Source organism: Bradyrhizobium sp. LCT2 (assembly GCF_009931255.1).
Classification (GTDB): Bacteria; Pseudomonadota; Alphaproteobacteria; order Rhizobiales; family Xanthobacteraceae; genus Bradyrhizobium; species Bradyrhizobium diazoefficiens.
Genome location: NZ_CP034432.1, coordinates 1,073,860 through 1,089,466 on the forward strand (window position 1 = coordinate 1,073,860; position 15,607 = coordinate 1,089,466).

The 15,607-nt window shown below is 66.8% G+C and carries 15 protein-coding genes; 4 read left to right on the plus strand and 11 right to left on the minus strand.

The window, feature by feature from the left end; translation table 11 throughout:
* Positions 1–75 precede the first annotated feature (75 nt).
* Positions 76–1,614 carry a YifB family Mg chelatase-like AAA ATPase gene (locus EI171_RS05810; RefSeq protein WP_161532812.1) on the minus strand — a complete coding sequence of 513 codons (1,539 nt, stop codon included), beginning with the start codon at positions 1,612–1,614 and terminating at the stop codon, positions 76–78.
* Between the two features lie 225 nt (positions 1,615–1,839).
* Between EI171_RS05810 and EI171_RS05815 the strand changes: the two genes are divergently transcribed.
* On the plus strand, positions 1,840–2,085 hold the full coding sequence (locus EI171_RS05815) for a PilZ domain-containing protein (protein ID WP_011083489.1): 246 nt from the start codon (positions 1,840–1,842) through the stop codon (positions 2,083–2,085).
* Between the two features lie 78 nt (positions 2,086–2,163).
* Complete coding sequence (locus EI171_RS05820; RefSeq protein ID WP_011083490.1) at positions 2,164–2,940, plus strand: tetratricopeptide repeat protein; 777 nt, start codon at positions 2,164–2,166, stop codon at positions 2,938–2,940.
* Between the two features lie 49 nt (positions 2,941–2,989).
* Here the strand turns inward: EI171_RS05820 and EI171_RS05825 are convergent, their stop codons facing one another.
* The 7 genes from EI171_RS05825 to rsmI form a co-directional block, all read right to left on the minus strand.
* Entirely contained in the window at positions 2,990–4,279 is a 1,290-nt protein-coding gene (locus EI171_RS05825) for an AAA family ATPase (protein ID WP_038965131.1), read from the minus strand.
* Positions 4,276–5,010 (minus strand): CpaD family pilus assembly protein, encoded by a 735-nt coding sequence (locus tag EI171_RS05830; RefSeq protein WP_161532813.1) that lies wholly within the window; start codon positions 5,008–5,010, stop codon positions 4,276–4,278. The genes EI171_RS05825 and EI171_RS05830 overlap by 4 nt, the downstream gene beginning before the upstream one ends.
* Positions 5,011–5,066: 56 nt before the next feature.
* A complete protein-coding gene (locus tag EI171_RS05835; protein ID WP_161532814.1) occupies positions 5,067–6,584 on the minus strand; it encodes a type II and III secretion system protein family protein in 1,518 nt (505 codons plus the stop codon).
* Positions 6,585–6,594: 10 nt separating this feature from the next.
* Positions 6,595–7,407 (minus strand): Flp pilus assembly protein CpaB, encoded by an 813-nt coding sequence (cpaB, locus tag EI171_RS05840; protein WP_011083494.1) that lies wholly within the window; start codon positions 7,405–7,407, stop codon positions 6,595–6,597.
* Between the two features lie 353 nt (positions 7,408–7,760).
* Positions 7,761–8,705: a glutathione synthase gene (gene gshB / locus EI171_RS05845; RefSeq protein ID WP_011083495.1), complete on the minus strand. Its 945-nt coding sequence runs from the start codon at positions 8,703–8,705 to the stop codon at positions 7,761–7,763.
* Positions 8,706–8,715: 10 nt separating this feature from the next.
* Positions 8,716–9,117, minus strand: coding sequence for a YraN family protein (locus EI171_RS05850; protein WP_011083496.1), 402 nt, complete (start codon positions 9,115–9,117; stop codon positions 8,716–8,718).
* Complete coding sequence (gene rsmI, locus EI171_RS05855; RefSeq protein ID WP_161532815.1) at positions 9,104–10,054, minus strand: 16S rRNA (cytidine(1402)-2'-O)-methyltransferase; 951 nt, start codon at positions 10,052–10,054, stop codon at positions 9,104–9,106. Before rsmI ends, EI171_RS05850 begins: the two co-directional genes overlap by 14 nt.
* A 352-nt stretch (positions 10,055–10,406) precedes the next feature.
* Here rsmI and EI171_RS05860 point away from each other — a divergent pair, with 352 nt between their 5' ends.
* Complete coding sequence (locus EI171_RS05860; protein WP_161532816.1) at positions 10,407–11,642, plus strand: penicillin-binding protein activator; 1,236 nt, start codon at positions 10,407–10,409, stop codon at positions 11,640–11,642.
* A 164-nt stretch (positions 11,643–11,806) separates the two neighbouring features.
* Here the strand turns inward: EI171_RS05860 and hemW are convergent, their stop codons facing one another.
* The 3 genes from hemW to rph are packed head-to-tail and all read right to left on the minus strand — an operon-like array spanning position 11,807 to position 14,308.
* The gene (gene hemW, locus EI171_RS05865) at positions 11,807–12,961 is read right to left on the minus strand and encodes a radical SAM family heme chaperone HemW (protein ID WP_161532817.1); all 1,155 of its coding nucleotides are present in this window, start codon (positions 12,959–12,961) and stop codon (positions 11,807–11,809) included.
* Positions 12,948–13,583: an RdgB/HAM1 family non-canonical purine NTP pyrophosphatase gene (gene rdgB, locus EI171_RS05870; RefSeq protein WP_011083500.1), complete on the minus strand. Its 636-nt coding sequence runs from the start codon at positions 13,581–13,583 to the stop codon at positions 12,948–12,950. The genes hemW and rdgB overlap by 14 nt, the downstream gene beginning before the upstream one ends.
* Before the next feature lie 11 nt (positions 13,584–13,594).
* Positions 13,595–14,308, minus strand: a complete 714-nt coding sequence (gene rph, locus EI171_RS05875) for a ribonuclease PH (RefSeq protein WP_011083501.1) — start codon at positions 14,306–14,308, stop codon at positions 13,595–13,597.
* Positions 14,309–14,482: 174 nt separating this feature from the next.
* Here rph and hrcA point away from each other — a divergent pair, with 174 nt between their 5' ends.
* A complete protein-coding gene (gene hrcA / locus EI171_RS05880) occupies positions 14,483–15,571 on the plus strand; it encodes a heat-inducible transcriptional repressor HrcA (RefSeq protein WP_011083502.1) in 1,089 nt (362 codons plus the stop codon).
* Positions 15,572–15,607: the final 36 nt, after the last annotated feature.

The following is a 15,607-nucleotide window of genomic DNA, read 5'->3' on the forward strand; positions in this document are numbered from 1 at the left end:
TCCGGGAACTTGTGGGCCTTATGGTTTGCAGAGCGTAAAGGAAACTCGTTACCGCCGGGTTGATGCGCGGAATGATCAAGCCATCTGGCGTACATCCTCCGCGAGTGCGCGGTAGGACAGCGCTTCGGCGAGATGCAGCCGGCCGATCTTGTCGGCGTTGTCGAGGTCGGCGAGCGTGCGCGCCACGCGCAGCACGCGGTGATAGCCGCGCGCCGACAGCCGCATGGTCTCGGCGGCGTCGCGCAGCAGCTTGGCGCCTTGCGCGTCCGGCTTGGCGATGTCTTCCAGCACGGAGGCAGGCGCCTCGGCATTGGTGCGGACATTCGGCAGGCCGATATCTGTGTAGCGCGCAAGCTGGATGTCTCGCGCCGCCGCCACGCGCGCGGCAACCTCGGCCGATCCCTCCGCCGGCGGCGGCAGGATCAGGTCGGCCGCGGTCACCGCCGGAACCTCGATGCGCAAATCGATGCGGTCCATCAAGGGCCCCGAGATGCGCGCCTGGTAGTCGCCGGTGCAGCGATCGATGCGGCCGCGCTTGCAGGCATAGCCGGGCTCGAAGGCGTTGCCGCAGCGGCAGGGATTCATCGCCGCGACCAGCATGAAGCGGGCAGGGTAGGTGACGCGATGATTGGCGCGGGACACCGAGACCTCGCCGTTCTCCAGCGGCTGGCGCAGCGAATCCAGCACGCGCGGATCGAACTCCGGCAGCTCGTCGAGGAACAGCACGCCCTGATGCGCGAGCGAGATCTCGCCGGGCTTGGCGCGCATGCCGCCGCCGGTGAGCGCGGCCATGCTGGCGGAATGATGCGGCGAGCGGAACGGGCGCCGCGCGGTCAGCGCGCCGCCCTCGATCTCGCCGGCAACGGAGGCGATCATCGAGACCTCGAGCAGCTCGCCCGGCGACAGCGGCGGCAGGATCGAGGGCAGGCGCGCCGCCAGCATCGACTTGCCGGCGCCGGGTGCGCCGATCATCAGCAGGTGATGTCCGCCGGCGGCCGCGATCTCCAGCGCCCGCTTGGCGCTTTCCTGGCCCTTGATGTCGCGCAGGTCGAGCTTTGAGGCGGCGGCCTCGTGCACTTTCGGCGAGGGCCGCGACAGCACCTGCGTGCCCTTGAAGTGGTTGGCGATCTGGATCAGCGATTGTGCGGCGATGATCTGGATGTCCGGGCTCGCCCAGGCCGCTTCCGAGCCGCAGGCGGCCGGACAGATCAAGCCTTCCTCGCGCACATTGGCGCCGATCGCGGCGGGAAGAACGCCGGCCACAGGCGCGATCGAGCCGTCGAGGCCGAGCTCGCCGAGCACGGTGAAGCCGGTCAGCGCATCCGGCGGAATCGCGCCGATTGCCGCCATCAGCCCGAGTGCGATCGGCAGGTCGTAATGGCTGCCTTCCTTGGGCAGATCGGCGGGGGCCAGATTGACGATGATCCGCCGCGCCGGCAGCGCCAGGCCCGAGGCGATCAGCGCCGAGCGGACCCGCTCGCGCGCCTCGGACACCGCCTTGTCCGGCAGGCCGACGATGGCAAAGGCCGGCAGGCCCGGCGCGACCTGCACCTGCACGTCGACCGCGCGGGCCTCGATCCCTTCAAAGGCGACGGTAGAAACCCGTTGAACCATGCCGAACCAGCCTGCCCTCTCGCACAATCGAGGGTAGCAGAGCCGGCCACCCTCCGCAAGAACAATACGGGAACATATCCGGCGCCGCGCAAGCCCTAACCAATCGTAAACAGGACGCGGACACTACGCGTCGAATGCAAGCTTCTGTCCTCAGCACATCCCAACGAATGTCCGCTACTCCTAGGGCTGCGGGATGGGCCGTGATCTAACAAGTGAACAATCAAAATGCTTGCAAATCGCCGGAGAAGCGAACGTCGGGTGTGCAGCCGGCTCGCCAAGATTCACTTTGGCGCGGGCTCGCTGCCGCGAGATTGCACGATCACCGATATTTCGGACGGGGGCGTGAAAGTGGTGGCGGAATTCCTGGAAGTGCCGCCGCAATTCACCATCATCTTCGCGCCGGACTATTCCCGCCAGTGCCGCCTGCGCTGGCGCATCGGGTGCGAGTTCGGCGCCGAGTTCACCGATTAGACTGCGGGGCTCACGTCCTTAACGGGAATTTAGCGTTAATCGGTAAGCATCCCTGATCAGTCGCCGAGTGATCAGAGTATGTCCAAGCGTTTGTCCCTTGCCTCTCGCCCGGCGAGATATCTGCTGTCCGCGCTTGTGCTCCTTGCCCTCGGCGGCTGTCAGACCACTGGCATCGAGGACATCACCGGCGCGCTCGGCGGCAAGTCGGAAGCCGCGAGCAAGGCAGACGGCAAGCCGGACATGGACGCACTGCGCGAGCGTTATCGCGCCAAGCCCAGCGATCCCAACGTCGCGCTCGACTACGGCAAGGCGCTGCGCGAGAGCGGGCAGAGCGCCCAGGCGGTCGCGGTGCTCGAGCAGGCCGTGCTCGGCCATCCCCGCAACAAGGCGCTGCTCGCCGGCTACGGCCGCGCGCTCGCCGACAACGGCAATTTCCAGCAGGCTTTCGACGTTCTGAGCCGCGCGCATACGCCGGAGGATCCGGACTGGCGCATCCTGTCGGCGCAGGGCGCGGCGCTCGACCAGCTCGGTCGCAACGAAGAGGCGCAGCAATATTACGCGACCGCGCTGAAGATCGTGCCGGACGAGCCGCAGGTTCTGTCCAATCTCGGCCTGTCCTATGTGCTGCAAAACAATCTGCCCAAGGCCGAACAGGTGCTCGGCCGCGCCCATCAGCGCAATCAGAACGATGCGCGGATCCGTGCCAATCTCGCGCTCGTGCTGGGATTGCAGGGCCGCGAGGCCGAGGCTGAAATCCTCGTGAAGGCAGATTTGCCGCCGGACCAGGCGGCGGCGAAGATCACGGCGTTGCGGCAGCTGCTGGCGAAGAAGCAGCAGCAGCGGGCCGAGAAGTAGTCCGCCAACTCGTTGGTTTCTGTTTGACGTGTTGTCTCGACGCTGGCGCCTACGACGCCTTGCGATGCGGCGCGGATGCGCGGCCCGAGCGGCCCTTCAGCTTCTTCAACAGCGGTCCGAGCAGCGAGCGCTTCGGCTTCTTCACCTCGCCGCGCCCGGCAAGGCGGTTCGCCATGTTCTGGAACAGCGCGGTGGTGCGGTGGCTCTTGGAGACCTCCGCGATCATCTGGCCGTTGTTGGCGGCGGTCGAGAACAGCTTCGAATCGAACGGGATCACCGCGATCGGCTGGCTCTCCATGGTCTTGGCGAAGGACTTGACGTCGATCTCCGCGCGCTTGTGCATGCCGACCTGGTTGATGCAGTACAGCGGCGGCCGGTCGTTCGGCCGCGCCGTCTTCAGTACGGTCAGCATGTTCTTGGTGTTGCGCAAATTCGCGAGATCGGGCTCGGCCACGATCACGATGTCGTCGGCGTTGATCAGCGCGCGCCGCGTCCAGCCCGACCATTGATGGGGAACGTCGAGCACGATGCAGGGCGTGGTCATGCGCAGCGTGTCGAACACCGCGTCGAAGGCTTCCGCGCCGAAATCGTAAACCCGGTCAAGGGTGGCGGGCGCGGCCAAAAGGCTGAGGCGCTCGGTGCATTTGGCGAGCAGGCGCTCCATCAGCGCCGTGTCGGGCCGGTCCTGCGACAGCACTGCGTTGGCGATGCCCTGCACCGGGTCCTGGTTGTAGTCGAGGCTCGCGGTGCCGAAGGCGAGGTCGAGGTCGATCACGACGGAATCGAGCGCGAGGTCGCGGGCGATTGTCCAGGCCACATTGTGCGCGACGGTGGACGCGCCGACGCCGCCCTTGGCGCCGACCACCGCGATGACGCGGCCGGTGATGATGGCTTCGGACGCCGAGAACAGGCTGCAGATCGAACGGACCACGTCGATCGTTTCGACCGGTCCCACCACATAGTCGTTGACGCCGCGGCGCACCAGCTCGCGATAGGGCGCGGTGTCGTTGGGATTGCCGATCACGACCACGCGGGTCCCGGGATCGCAGACGCCGGCGAGATCGTCCAGGCCCTCGAGGATGTCGCGCGTGCCGTCGGATTCGATCACGATCACGTTCGGCGTCGGCATCGTCTCATAGACTTCGATCGCCGCGGCGAGGCCGCCTTCCTTGGCGGTCAGGTGCGCCTTGGCCAGCCGGCGATCCTCTCCCGCCGCGGTTACCGCGGCGAGCGTCTGGTCGGTCTCGCAAAAGGCCTGCACCGAGATGCGAGGAACCGGCGCAATGTGCTCCTCGGGGTGCCGCGGATGGTCCGTTTCTTCGTCGTTGACGCTCGTCATTTGCCTGTGTCGCTGAGCTTGGCCTTGTCGGCCTCGGGGCTGGGAGTCGCGATCGCCGCGCCCTTGCGATAGCGATCGAAGGCGATGTCGCGACGTGCGGTATAGACCGGCGTTTCGGCACGCGGCTGCTCGAGGTCGGCGGGGTTGTCGATCATCGCCGCGAGGTTGCGCTGGCTGGCGCAGCCCAGATTGAAGTACGGGTGGTTCTCGTTGTAGCCGGGGTCGAGGATGGACGGACCGACGTCTTCGGGCCACAGCCCGCAGGGACCGGCGACCGCGGCGATGCGGGAATAGCTCAGGCGGATGGTCGGCAGCAGTCCGGGATCCTCGGGCCGATAGGGATGCTGGACGATCGCGCGCGACGGCACGCCGCCGGATGCGAGCACGGAACGGATCTCATGATAGGTCGTCGCGGCGGCACGCGAATTCGCGCTGCCGATCGGCACGTCGACGACGACGGACCCGGTGCCTTCGCGCACCCAGTCCCCGGCGATGCCCGCGACGTCGGACTGCTGTGCGGCCGAGAGGCCGCCTCTCGCCTTGCCGACGAAAATCACGATCGACTTTTTGGCTTCCTGCACCGCGATCGGATGGCGCTGGCGATAATCGGTCGGCACGGTCTGGGTGACGATCTCGCCCGTGGTGTTGCACGCACCCAGCATGACGGAGAGCCCCGTCAGCACCAGCGCGACGCTTAAGCCGCGACGTCGATCGGCCATGGTCTTCGTCATCGCTTGATCCCCTCTTGCCCCGATCCTTGCCCCGTTCCCCAAGCCGTCCGCCGGTCTCAGTCGATGATGAAGCCGAAATCGCCGCGGGCGCCGTCGATCGGATCGACGCGGCGCGCGATGCCATAGAGCCGGTTCATGCGGCCGAGCAGCGCCGTCTGTGCATCCGAGGCCGGCGCGAAGCCGTCGTCGGGCCGCGACAATTCCTTCTGGGCGACCGCGCGCACCACATAGGGCGTCACGATCACCATCAGCTCGGTCTCGTTGTTGACGAAGTCCTGGCTGCGGAACAGCGCGCCGATGATCGGCACCTGGTCGACGCCGGGCAGGCCGTTGATCGCCTGCTTGGTCTGCTGCTGGATCAGGCCGGCCATCGCCATCGAGCCGCCCGAGGGAATCTCGAGCGTGGTCTCGGCGCGGCGGGTCTGGATCGAGGGGATGGTGACTGAGCTGGTCTGGCTCGCGGACACCGCCTGTGTCACGGAGATGGCGTTCTGGTTCGACAGCTCCGAGACCTCGGTCATCACGCGCAGGCTGATACGTCCTTCGCTGAGCACGACCGGCGTGAAGTTCAGGGAGATGCCGAACTTCTTGTAGGTGATCTGGGTGGTACAGACGTGGGTGACCGGATCGCAGGCATATCCTCCCGGGATCGGGAATTCGCCGCCCGCGATGAAGGTCGCGGATTCGCCCGAGATCGCCGTCAGGCTCGGCTCGGCCAGCGTCCGCATCACGCCGGCGGTTTCCATCGCCCGCATCGTGGCGTTGACGGTGGCCACGCCTTTTGCGAGTCCGGTAACACCGAGCCCGTTGCTGCTGACGAGCGGGCCGCCGGAGACCGAGAACGGGTTGGAATTGTTGAAGTTCACGACCGCGGTGCCGGCGTTCAGGCTGGCGCTGAGATCGACGCCCAATTGCTTGACGATGTCGCGGCGCACTTCGCCGACGACGACCTTGAGCATCACCTGGTCGCGGCCGCGCACCACGATGTTGTTGACCACCTTCTCGGAGCCGCCGACCAGCTTTGCGGCGACTTCACCGGCCTGCTGCGCCTCGACCGGGCTCGACACCGAGCCGGTCAGCATCACGCTGTCGCCGATGCCTTCAATTTGCACGCCCGGCAACGACTGGCGCAGCGCGGCACGCATGCCGTTGAGGTCTCGCTTCACCGCGATGTCGTAGGCGGCGACCTGCTGGCCGTCGGCGGTGAAGAACACGACGTTGGTCTGGCCGACCTGGCCGCCGATGATATAGGCGCGCTGGGCCGAGCGGATCACCGCGTTGGCGATCTTGGGATCGGCCACCAGCACATCCTTGACCTCGCGGGGCAGGTCGATGACGACCGACTTGCCGACGCCGAGCGACAGGAAGCGCGTCTTCGCCGGCGCGATCGTCCCGACCGATGCCACGCCAAGATCCGGCGCCTGCAGCGGCGCCTGGTCGCCGACCGGCGCTTCGGCGGCGCTGACGAGGCCAGGCGCTGCGAGCAGCCCCAGTGTCAACATAGCCCCCGTCCAGAACGTGCGTGCGCGATTCCCCCGAATGCGCAAGCCCGCCCGATCATCCCCGTAGTTCATGCTATCCCCATCACTTCTGTGACGTCAGTTGTCGCACCTGGACGCCGTAGCGGATCACGTTGACTCCGCCGGAACGCTTGATCGCCAGGTCCTCGGCCGTGAGTTCGGTTGCGTTGGCATCGACGATGCTCCGCAGCGCAAGCTGGAGCGTGCCGCCCTGGCGCGCCGCGGTGAGCGTTGCGACCTGGTCCGGCTTGAGCTCGAGCGTGACGGTCTTGCCGACAACGGCGTTCTGGCCGTCCTTTTCCTTCGGTGCCTGGTCGATCGCGAGCACGCGGATGTTGGTCAGGATGACCTCGGACAGGATGAGGTCGTTGCCGGCGGTCGGGCCGTTGACGTCGGGATTCTTCAGGCGGCGGGTCAGGACGATGTCGACGCGGTCGTTCGGCAGGATGAAGCCGCCGGCGCTGGTCTCGGCTGTAACGTCGGTGGAAACGGCGCGCATGCCCGACGGCAGAATCGCGGCCATGAAGCCGGAGCCCTCGGCCCGCACCAGCTTCTGCTCGCGGATCGGCTCGCCCTGCATCAACGGCACGCGCGCGATCGAGCCGGCGATCTGGGTCTGCGCCTCGGGCCTGCTGTCGCGGCGGATGAAGGCGCCGCTGGCGGTTGCCGCCGGCCAGGACTGCCATTGCAGATCCTCTGGCTTCACGGCTTGGCCAAGCTGGATATCGTTTTTCGCGACGAGAACCTCAACCGTCGGCAGCTTCTCGGCGACGGGAAGCGCGGGCGCGGGCTTGTTGTCGTAGCCGCTCGCCAGATACGCAGCGACGCCGCCGGCGCCCAGTGCGATGACGAGAACGACAATGCGTGCGGTATTCATACGCCTCTACTCTTACGCGGGGCACTCGAACCGCACGTGGCGGGTTCCCCGTGTCGATGAGTAGGGAGTAAAAGTATAAGGGGTGTTGCGGTTACGAATGCGACGGCCGGCTACGGCCCGAGTTCTGGGCAGATGGTGAACGTGGCGTTATTCGGTCGGCCAGCGGCCCCCGTAGATTCACGCAGTGCGGACGTTCATTCGAACGATGCGCGCGGTGTCATGGTGAATGGGTGGTTAGTGACGTGGGAGCTGGCGTCGCGCCGTCATGCCAACAAGACGGAAGCAATGCGCCACATCATCGGTGTCGTCCTGGCGTTCGCCAGGACGACGTTGGGAGAGACAGCGTGCGAGCCCTACTTCGCCCGCTTCTGCTCGATCGTGTCCCAGACCTTCGCCGCCACGTCCGGGCCGCCGAGCCGCGCGATGGCGCGGATGCCCGTTGGCGATGTCACGTTGATCTCGGTGAGGTTGCCGTTGATGACGTCGATGCCGACGAACAGCAGGCCGCGTTCGCGCAGCGCCGGGCCGACGGTGGCGCAGATCTCGCGCTCGCGCGGGGTGAGCTCGGTCTCCTGCGCCGCGCCGCCGCGCACCATGTTGGAGCGGAGGTCGTCGGCAGCGGGCACGCGGTTCACCGCGCCGGCGAACTCGCCGTTGACCAGGATGATGCGCTTGTCGCCGTGCTTCACCTCGGGGATGAACTGCTGGATCACCCAGGGCTCCTTGAACGTGACCGTGAACATGTCGAACAGCGAGCCGAAATTCATGTCCTGCGGCATCACGCGGAACACCGCCGCGCCGCCATGGCCGTGCAGCGGCTTCATCACGACGGCGCCGTGCTTGTCTCGGAACGCGTTGATCTCGTCGAGGTCGCGCGAGATCAGGGTCGGCGGCATCAGCTGCGGAAAGTTCATCACGAACAGCTTTTCCGGCGCGTTGCGCACCGAGGCCGGATCGTTGACGACCAGCGTCTTCGGATGAATCCGCTCCAGGAAATGCGTCGAGGTGATGTAGGCGAGGTCGAACGGCGGGTCCTGGCGCAGCAGCACCACGTCGAAGCCGTTGAGCGCCTCGCGCTTGGGCTCCCCGAGGGTGAAATGGTCGCCGGGCTCGTCGCGCACGGTCAGGAGCTGCACCGGCGCGACCAGCTCTTCGCCGATCATCGAGAGCTTGTCGGGCGTGTAATAGGACAGGCCGTGGCCGCGCTTCTGCGCCTCCAGAAGCAGCGCGAAGGTGGAATCGCCCTTGATATTGATGCGGGCGATGGGGTCCATCTGGACGGCGACGTTCAGTTTCATGGTCTGCCTTTCAGGTCGAGGCGTCGAATGCTGCCAACACATGGCGTGGAAGTGATCGCGGCGCAATCAGCATGGCGTCGAATCGCAATTCGAATTCGGCATGCTCGGGATGCGCTGCGAGCCAGCCTTGCGCGGCGTCGATGATGCGCTGCTGCTGGCGCGGCGTCACCGCATAGGCCGCATCATCGAGGCTGGCGCGTGCCTTGACCTCGACGAAGGCGATCAAATTGCGCCGGCGCGCCACGATGTCGATTTCGCCATGCGGGGTGCGATAGCGCTTGGCTAGGATGCGATAGCCTTTGGCCATGAGATAGGCGGCGGCGCGGCTCTCCGCAGAGATGCCGGTGCGGAACGCGGCAACGCGCTCGGGCGAGGCGACTTTCGGTTCCGCTCCGCCCTCAGGCTTCGCCATCGCCGCCCCGCAAATCTTTTGCGAGCTCGAGTGCGCGGGCATAGACCTCGCGCCGCGGCCGGCCGGACAGCGCGACGGCATGGGCCACGGCGTCCTTGACGCTGTGCGTCGCCAGCTGCGCGCGCAGCAGGTCGTCGAGCGCATGCGATGTCAGCATCTCGGCGTCCGCCGCAGGCGGTGCGATCACCAGCACGAACTCGCCGCGCGTCTCCAGCGCATCTGCCTCGCGTGCCAGCTCGGTCAACGTCGCGCGCGAAATCTCCTCGTGCAGCTTCGTCAGCTCGCGGCAGATCGCGGCCTCGCGCGTCCCCATGATCTCGGCGAGATCGGCGAGCGTGTCCTGCACGCGGTTGCCGGACTCGAACATCACCAGCGTCGCATCGATGCGGGCAAGCTCGGCAAGGCGCGAGCGGCGCGCGGCGGATTTTGCCGGCAGAAAGCCCTCGAAGAAGAAGCGGTCGGTCGGCAGCGCGGCGACCGACAGCGCCGCCAGCACCGAGGAGGGGCCGGGCAGCGCATAGACGGCATGGCCGGCGGCGCACACCTCGCGCACCAGCTTGAAGCCGGGATCGGAGATCAGCGGCGTGCCGGCGTCCGACACCAGCGCGATTGAGCCGCCCTGCGAAAGCCGCTCCAGGATCTTCGGGCGCGCCGCCTCGGCATTGTGCTCGTGATAGGGCTTGAGCTGCGCCGAAATGTCGTAGCGCTCGGTCAGGCGCCGCGTGATGCGGGTGTCCTCGCAGGCGATGACGTCGACCCCGGCGAGCGTCTGAAGCGCGCGCAGCGTGATGTCGCCGAGATTGCCGATCGGGGTCGCGACCAGATAGAGGCCCGCGGCCGCTTTCGGCGCCGCAAGACGATGGGCGTCGATGGAGAAGCCGCGCGGGGCGGCGTCTGTGCCTTCAGGCGTATTTATCGGGGCCGGCTTTGCGCGCATAATGAATCGAACTTAGGCATGATCCCCGGGGCTGGGAACCGGTCCTCCGAAAAAGATCGCGGCTAGGCCAAGGGGCGGGGCAAGGACTGAAGAGGAGTGGAATGTGATCCATCCGGCATCACATTCCAGAGGGAATGCAGCGTCAGCGCCATATTCGCGGCGGAAACGCCGCCTTGATGCTGGGTGACGGACGGCGGACAGCTGGCCGGGACTTGAGGGACGGTCGCGTTAAGCGGTCATTATCCTTTTGTTTTGGTTAACTATTTGCCGACAATATGCCTGAATCCGCGGCTTCTGTCGCGACAAGTTTGTTGTGACCGGCCGGCGACGGCAGGTCAGAAGAGAAGCCACCATGCTGGGCCCGCGTCATCCAAAATCTCCCGATCCGGGGCCCCAATCGTCGGGTGCGACCCGGCGGAGCGCGCTCGGCCTGTTGCTCGGTGCGCCCTTGCTGTCGGCCTGCGCCGGCGTGCAGCAGAGCCTGAGCCAGTTCTCTAATCCCTTCAGCAGCTCCTCTACGCCCCCGGCTCAGCCGGCCGGGCCGCCGCAACAGGCCACCACCGCCGGCACCGGCGGGGTGAAGGTTGCCGTGATCCTGCCGCTCTCGGCCGCCGGCAACGCCGGCCTCGCCGCGCAATCCATGCGCAACGCCGCCGAGATGGCGCTGGCCGAATTCCAGAATCCGAACATCCAGCTCCTGATCAAGGACGACAACGGCAGCCCGCAAGGCGCGCAGGCCGGTGCGCAGCAGGCGATCGACGAAGGCGCCGAGATCATTTTGGGACCGCTGTTCGCGCAGTCGGTGCCGGCGGTGGCGCAGGTCGCGCGCACGCGCGGCATTTCCGTCATCGCGTTCTCGACCGATTCCAGCATCGCCGGCCGCGGCGTCTATCTGCTCTCGTTCCTGCCGGAGTCCGACGTCAATCGCATCGTCGAATATTCCGCCAGCATCGGAAAACGCTCCGTCGCCGTGCTCGTGCCCGACAATGCCTATGGCAATGTGGTCGAGGCCGCAGTGAAGGCGGCGGTGCCGCGGCGCGGCGGCCGCATCGTCGCGTTCGAGAAATATGGTGCCGACCGCGCCACGCCGGCGCGCACCGTGGCGCAGCAGCTCGGCAGCGCGGATGCGCTGTTCATCGCCGATGACGGCGATGCGGTGGTGACGGTCGCCGATGCGATGACGGCCGCCGGCGCGAACTTGCGCAACATCCAGCTGCTCGGCACCGGCCTGTGGGACAATCCGCGCGTCTACGCGAATGCGAGCCTGCAAGGCGGCCTCTACGCGGCGCCCGATCCCGCCGGCTTCCGCGCCTTCTCCGGCCGCTACCGCACCAAATACGGTGCCGAGCCGATTCGCACCGCAACGCTCGCCTATGACGCGGTCGCCCTCGTCGCCGCGCTCGCGCGCACGCAGGGCACCACCCGTTTCTCGTCCGACGTGCTCACCAACCCCTCGGGCTTTGCCGGCATCGACGGCCTGTTCCGCTTCCGCGCCGACGGCACCAACGAACGCGGCCTTGCGGTGATGAAGGTGACGACCGGCGGCGGCGTCGCGGTCGCGGGTTCGCCGAAGAGTTTTGGGGCTTAGCTGTTCTTTCGCCGTCGTCATGGCGAAAGCCAGGACCCATACCGCGTGATCTATCGAGTGACTACAGTGCGAGTACCAGCAAAGAATAATTGGGACTCTTCGCCAAACTCCTCCCTGGGGTAAATGGGTCCTGGCTTTCGCCAGGACGACGATGGGGAGAGAGCTCAGGCCGCCAGATCCGCGACCACCGCATCCAGCACCGGGAATCCGCTGCTGGTTACGCGCAGCCGTCCCGTCGCATCGACCGTGATCGCGCCTTCCTCACGCAGCAGGGCGATGCGCTTGGGGTCGAGCGCGCGGCCGGAGAGGGCGGTGTAGCGTTCGGGATCGATGCCTTCGGCGAGACGGAGTCCCATCAGCAAAAATTCATCGGCGCGCTCCTCGCTGTTGAGGAGATCGTCGGTGACGACGCCGTGGCCGTTGGTCTCGACCCGCAACAGCCAGGCTTCGGGACGCTTCTCGGTGGCGGTGGCGTGCCTGATCCCGTCGATGTCGAGCCGGCCGTGCGCGCCGGGGCCGATGCCGGCATATTCGTCGCCGCGCCAGTAGACCAGATTGTGCCGGCATTCGGCGCCGCGCCGCGCGTGATTGGAGATCTCGTAAGCGGGCAGGCCGAGCTTGTCGCAGGTTTCCTGCGTGACGTCGTAGAGCGCGCGCGCGACCGCCTCGTCCGGCGTCTTCAATTTGCCGGCGTGGTGCAGGCCGAAGAACGGCGTGCCCTCCTCGATCGTCAATTGATAGAGCGACAGATGCTCGGCCGCCTCCGCGATCGCAAGACGCAGTTCATCGGCCCACATCGCCGGCGTCTGGTCGGGGCGGGCGTAGATCAGGTCGAACGAATAACGCTCGAACGAGCGGCGCGCGATGGCGACCGCGTCCAGCGCTTCGCGCGCGCTGTGCATGCGGCCGAGCGCCTTCAGCGAAGCATCGTCGAGCGCCTGCACGCCGAGCGAGACGCGGTTGACGCCGGCGGCGCGATAGCCGGCGAAGCGCGTGGCCTCGACGCTGGTCGGGTTCGCTTCCAGCGTGACTTCGACATCACGAGCGACCTGCCAGTGCTTGCCGATCGAATCGAGCACGGCGCCGACGGTCGCGGGCTGCATCAGCGACGGCGTGCCGCCGCCGAGGAAGATCGAGGTGACCTCGCGGCCGGGCGCGCGCTGCGCGGTCGTTTCGATCTCGCGCGCGAAGGCGGAGGCGAAGCGCGCTTCGTCGATCGCGGCATGGCGGACATGGCTGTTGAAGTCGCAATAGGGGCACTTCGACAGGCAGAACGGCCAGTGCACGTAGACGCCGAAGGCTTCGTTAGCGCGGCTCAAGGCAGATCTCCGCCAGTTTCACGAAGGCGCGGGCACGGTGCGACAGGGCAAGGCCGAGCGGCGGCAGGCCGTGCTTCTCGATGCTGGTCATCTCGCCGAAGGTGCGCGTGTGCCCGTCGGGCCGAAACATCGGATCATAGCCGAAGCCGGCGGTGCCGCGCGGCGGCCAGACCAGCGTGCCGTCGACGCGCGCCTCGACCTCTTCGAGATGATCGTCGGGCCAGGCGACGCAGAGCGCGGAGACGAAGTGCGCCTTGCGCTTGTCGGGCGCGGTCGCGCCGCGCTCCTGCAACAGGCGCTCGATCCGCGTCATCGCCGCGGTGAAGTCCTTGGTCGGTCCGGCCCAGCGCGCACTGTAGATGCCGGGCGCGCCGTCGAGCGCGTCGACCACGATGCCGGAATCATCGGCGAAGGACGGAAGCTTGGACGCGTGCGCGGCCGCGATCGCCTTGATCGCGGCGTTGCTGCGAAAATCGTTGCCGGTCTCGTCCGGCTCGGAAAGGCCGAGCTCGCCGGCCGACACCGCCTCGATGCCGTAAGGCGCCAAAAGCTCCTTCATCTCGGCGAGCTTGCCGGGATTGTGGGTGGCGATGACGAGCTTTCCGGTGATTCGGCGGTGCATGGGCCTATTGACTACGCGACGGCCAGTTTCTGCAAGTCCACGAGGCGCGCGATACCCTTCTGGGCCAGCGCCATCAGCGCCAGGAGCTCGTCTTGTGTGAACGGTTCGCGTTCCGCGGTGCCCTGCACCTCGATGATGCGGCCATCGCCGGTCATGACGAAATTGGCGTCGGTCTGGGCTTCCGAATCCTCGGCATAGTCGAGGTCGAGCACGGGCGTGCCGTTGTAGATGCCGCAGGAGATCGCGGCGACGTTGTCGCGCAGCACGTTGGCCTTGACCATGTTGCGCGCCTTCATCCAGTTGACGCAATCGGCGAGCGCGACCCAGGCGCCGGTGATCGAGGCCGTGCGCGTGCCGCCGTCGGCCTGGAGCACGTCGCAATCGACCGTGATCTGGCGCTCGCCGAGCGCTTCGAGATTGATGATGGTGCGAAGGGAGCGGCCGATCAGGCGCTGGATCTCGACGGTGCGGCCGCTCTGCTTGCCGGCGGAGGCCTCGCGGCGGGTGCGTTCCGAGGTCGCGCGCGGCAGCATGCCGTATTCGGCGGTGACCCAGCCGCGGCCCTGGCCCTTCAGCCACGGCGGCAGGCGGTCCTCCAGCGTGGCGGTGACCAGCACATGGGTGTCGCCGAATTTCACCAGGCAGGAGCCTTCCGCATATTTGACCACGCCGCGCTCCAGCGTCACGGGGCGCAATTCGTCGGGCGCACGGCGGCTTGGCCGCATGGGAAATCCTCCAAAACTCACGGGAATAGGCTGTTCGCGGTGCTTGTAGGTGGGGTGAGGGTGAGCGGCAAGGCCTTTTCGGTCCCCAAGCAACTGTCGAGCAAGTGCAAAACCACGCTTGTCAGGGGCCTCCCGGATGGCCAAATTATAAGCATCTGAGAGGAGTTGCTGTCTGTGGCCCATCACGATCCGATCCATCTGATCGCGCCGCGCGCAGGGCTCGCCCAGCTGAATGAGCGGTCCCGCGACATCTTTCGTCAAATTGTCGAAAGCTATCTCGCGACCGGCGAGCCGGTGGGCTCACGCAATATTTCCCGGCTGATCGCGATGCCGCTGTCGCCGGCCTCGGTTCGCAACGTCATGGCCGATCTGGAACAGCTCGGCCTGATCTATGCCCCGCATACGTCCGCCGGCCGGCTGCCGACGGAACTCGGCCTGCGCTTCTTCGTCGACGCCTTGATGCAGGTGGGTGACCTCAATGACGCCGAGCGGCAGTCGATCCAGAGCCAGCTCACCTCCGTCGGTCAGGCGCAGTCGGTCGAGGCGGCGCTGGACCAGGCGCTGACGCGGCTGTCGGGCCTGACCCGCGCCGCCGCGGTGGTGCTGACGCCGAAATCCAACGCGCGGCTGAAACACATCGAATTCGTCCGGCTGGAACCGGAAAAAGCGCTGGTGATCCTGGTCGGCGAGGACGGCCAGGTCGAAAACCGCGTGCTGACGCTGCCGCCCGGAGTTCCCTCCTCGGCGATCACCGAGGCCGGCAATTTCCTCAATTCGCGGATTCGCGGCCGCACCCTGGCCGAGGCGCGGCTCGAGCTCGAGACCGCGCTCGGGGAGGCCCGTGCCGAGCTCGATCAGCTGACGCAGAAGGTGATTTCGGCCGGGATCGCCAGCTGGTCCGGCGGCGAGAACGAGGACCGCCAGCTCATCGTCCGCGGCCACGCCAATCTGCTGGAAGATTTGCACGCGCTGGAGGATCTGGAGCGGGTCCGCCTCTTGTTCGACGACCTCGAGACCAAGCGCGGCGTCATCGACCTGCTCGGCCGGGCCGAGACCGCGGAAGGCGTGCGGATTTTCATCGGTTCGGAGAACAAGCTGTTCTCCTTGTCGGGCTCCTCGACCATCATCTCGCCCTATCGGGATGCCGCCGGCCACATCGTCGGCGTTTTGGGCGTTATCGGGCCGACACGGCTGAATTATGCCCGTGTGATCCCGACCGTGGACTACGCCGCCCGGATCGTCAGCCGCCTTCTGGGGGGCTGACCGGCGGCTGAGGCGATCACGGGCGCTTGATTTTCG

Bases quoted from the DNA above. Each gene is read 5' to 3' on its own strand.
- EI171_RS05810 (WP_161532812.1), bottom strand. From the start codon at position 1,614: ATGGTTCAACGGGTTTCTACCGTCGCCTTTGAAGGGATCGAGGCCCGC.
- EI171_RS05815 (WP_011083489.1), top strand. From the start codon at position 1,840: ATGCTTGCAAATCGCCGGAGAAGCGAACGTCGGGTGTGCAGCCGGCTC.
- EI171_RS05820 (WP_011083490.1), top strand. From the start codon at position 2,164: ATGTCCAAGCGTTTGTCCCTTGCCTCTCGCCCGGCGAGATATCTGCTG.
- EI171_RS05825 (WP_038965131.1), bottom strand. From the start codon at position 4,279: ATGACGAGCGTCAACGACGAAGAAACGGACCATCCGCGGCACCCCGAG.
- EI171_RS05830 (WP_161532813.1), bottom strand. From the start codon at position 5,010: ATGACGAAGACCATGGCCGATCGACGTCGCGGCTTAAGCGTCGCGCTG.
- EI171_RS05835 (WP_161532814.1), bottom strand. From the start codon at position 6,584: ATGAACTACGGGGATGATCGGGCGGGCTTGCGCATTCGGGGGAATCGC.
- cpaB (WP_011083494.1), bottom strand. From the start codon at position 7,407: ATGAATACCGCACGCATTGTCGTTCTCGTCATCGCACTGGGCGCCGGC.
- gshB (WP_011083495.1), bottom strand. From the start codon at position 8,705: ATGAAACTGAACGTCGCCGTCCAGATGGACCCCATCGCCCGCATCAAT.
- EI171_RS05850 (WP_011083496.1), bottom strand. From the start codon at position 9,117: ATGGCGAAGCCTGAGGGCGGAGCGGAACCGAAAGTCGCCTCGCCCGAG.
- rsmI (WP_161532815.1), bottom strand. From the start codon at position 10,054: ATGCGCGCAAAGCCGGCCCCGATAAATACGCCTGAAGGCACAGACGCC.
- EI171_RS05860 (WP_161532816.1), top strand. From the start codon at position 10,407: ATGCTGGGCCCGCGTCATCCAAAATCTCCCGATCCGGGGCCCCAATCG.
- rdgB (WP_011083500.1), bottom strand. From the start codon at position 13,583: ATGCACCGCCGAATCACCGGAAAGCTCGTCATCGCCACCCACAATCCC.
- rph (WP_011083501.1), bottom strand. From the start codon at position 14,308: ATGCGGCCAAGCCGCCGTGCGCCCGACGAATTGCGCCCCGTGACGCTG.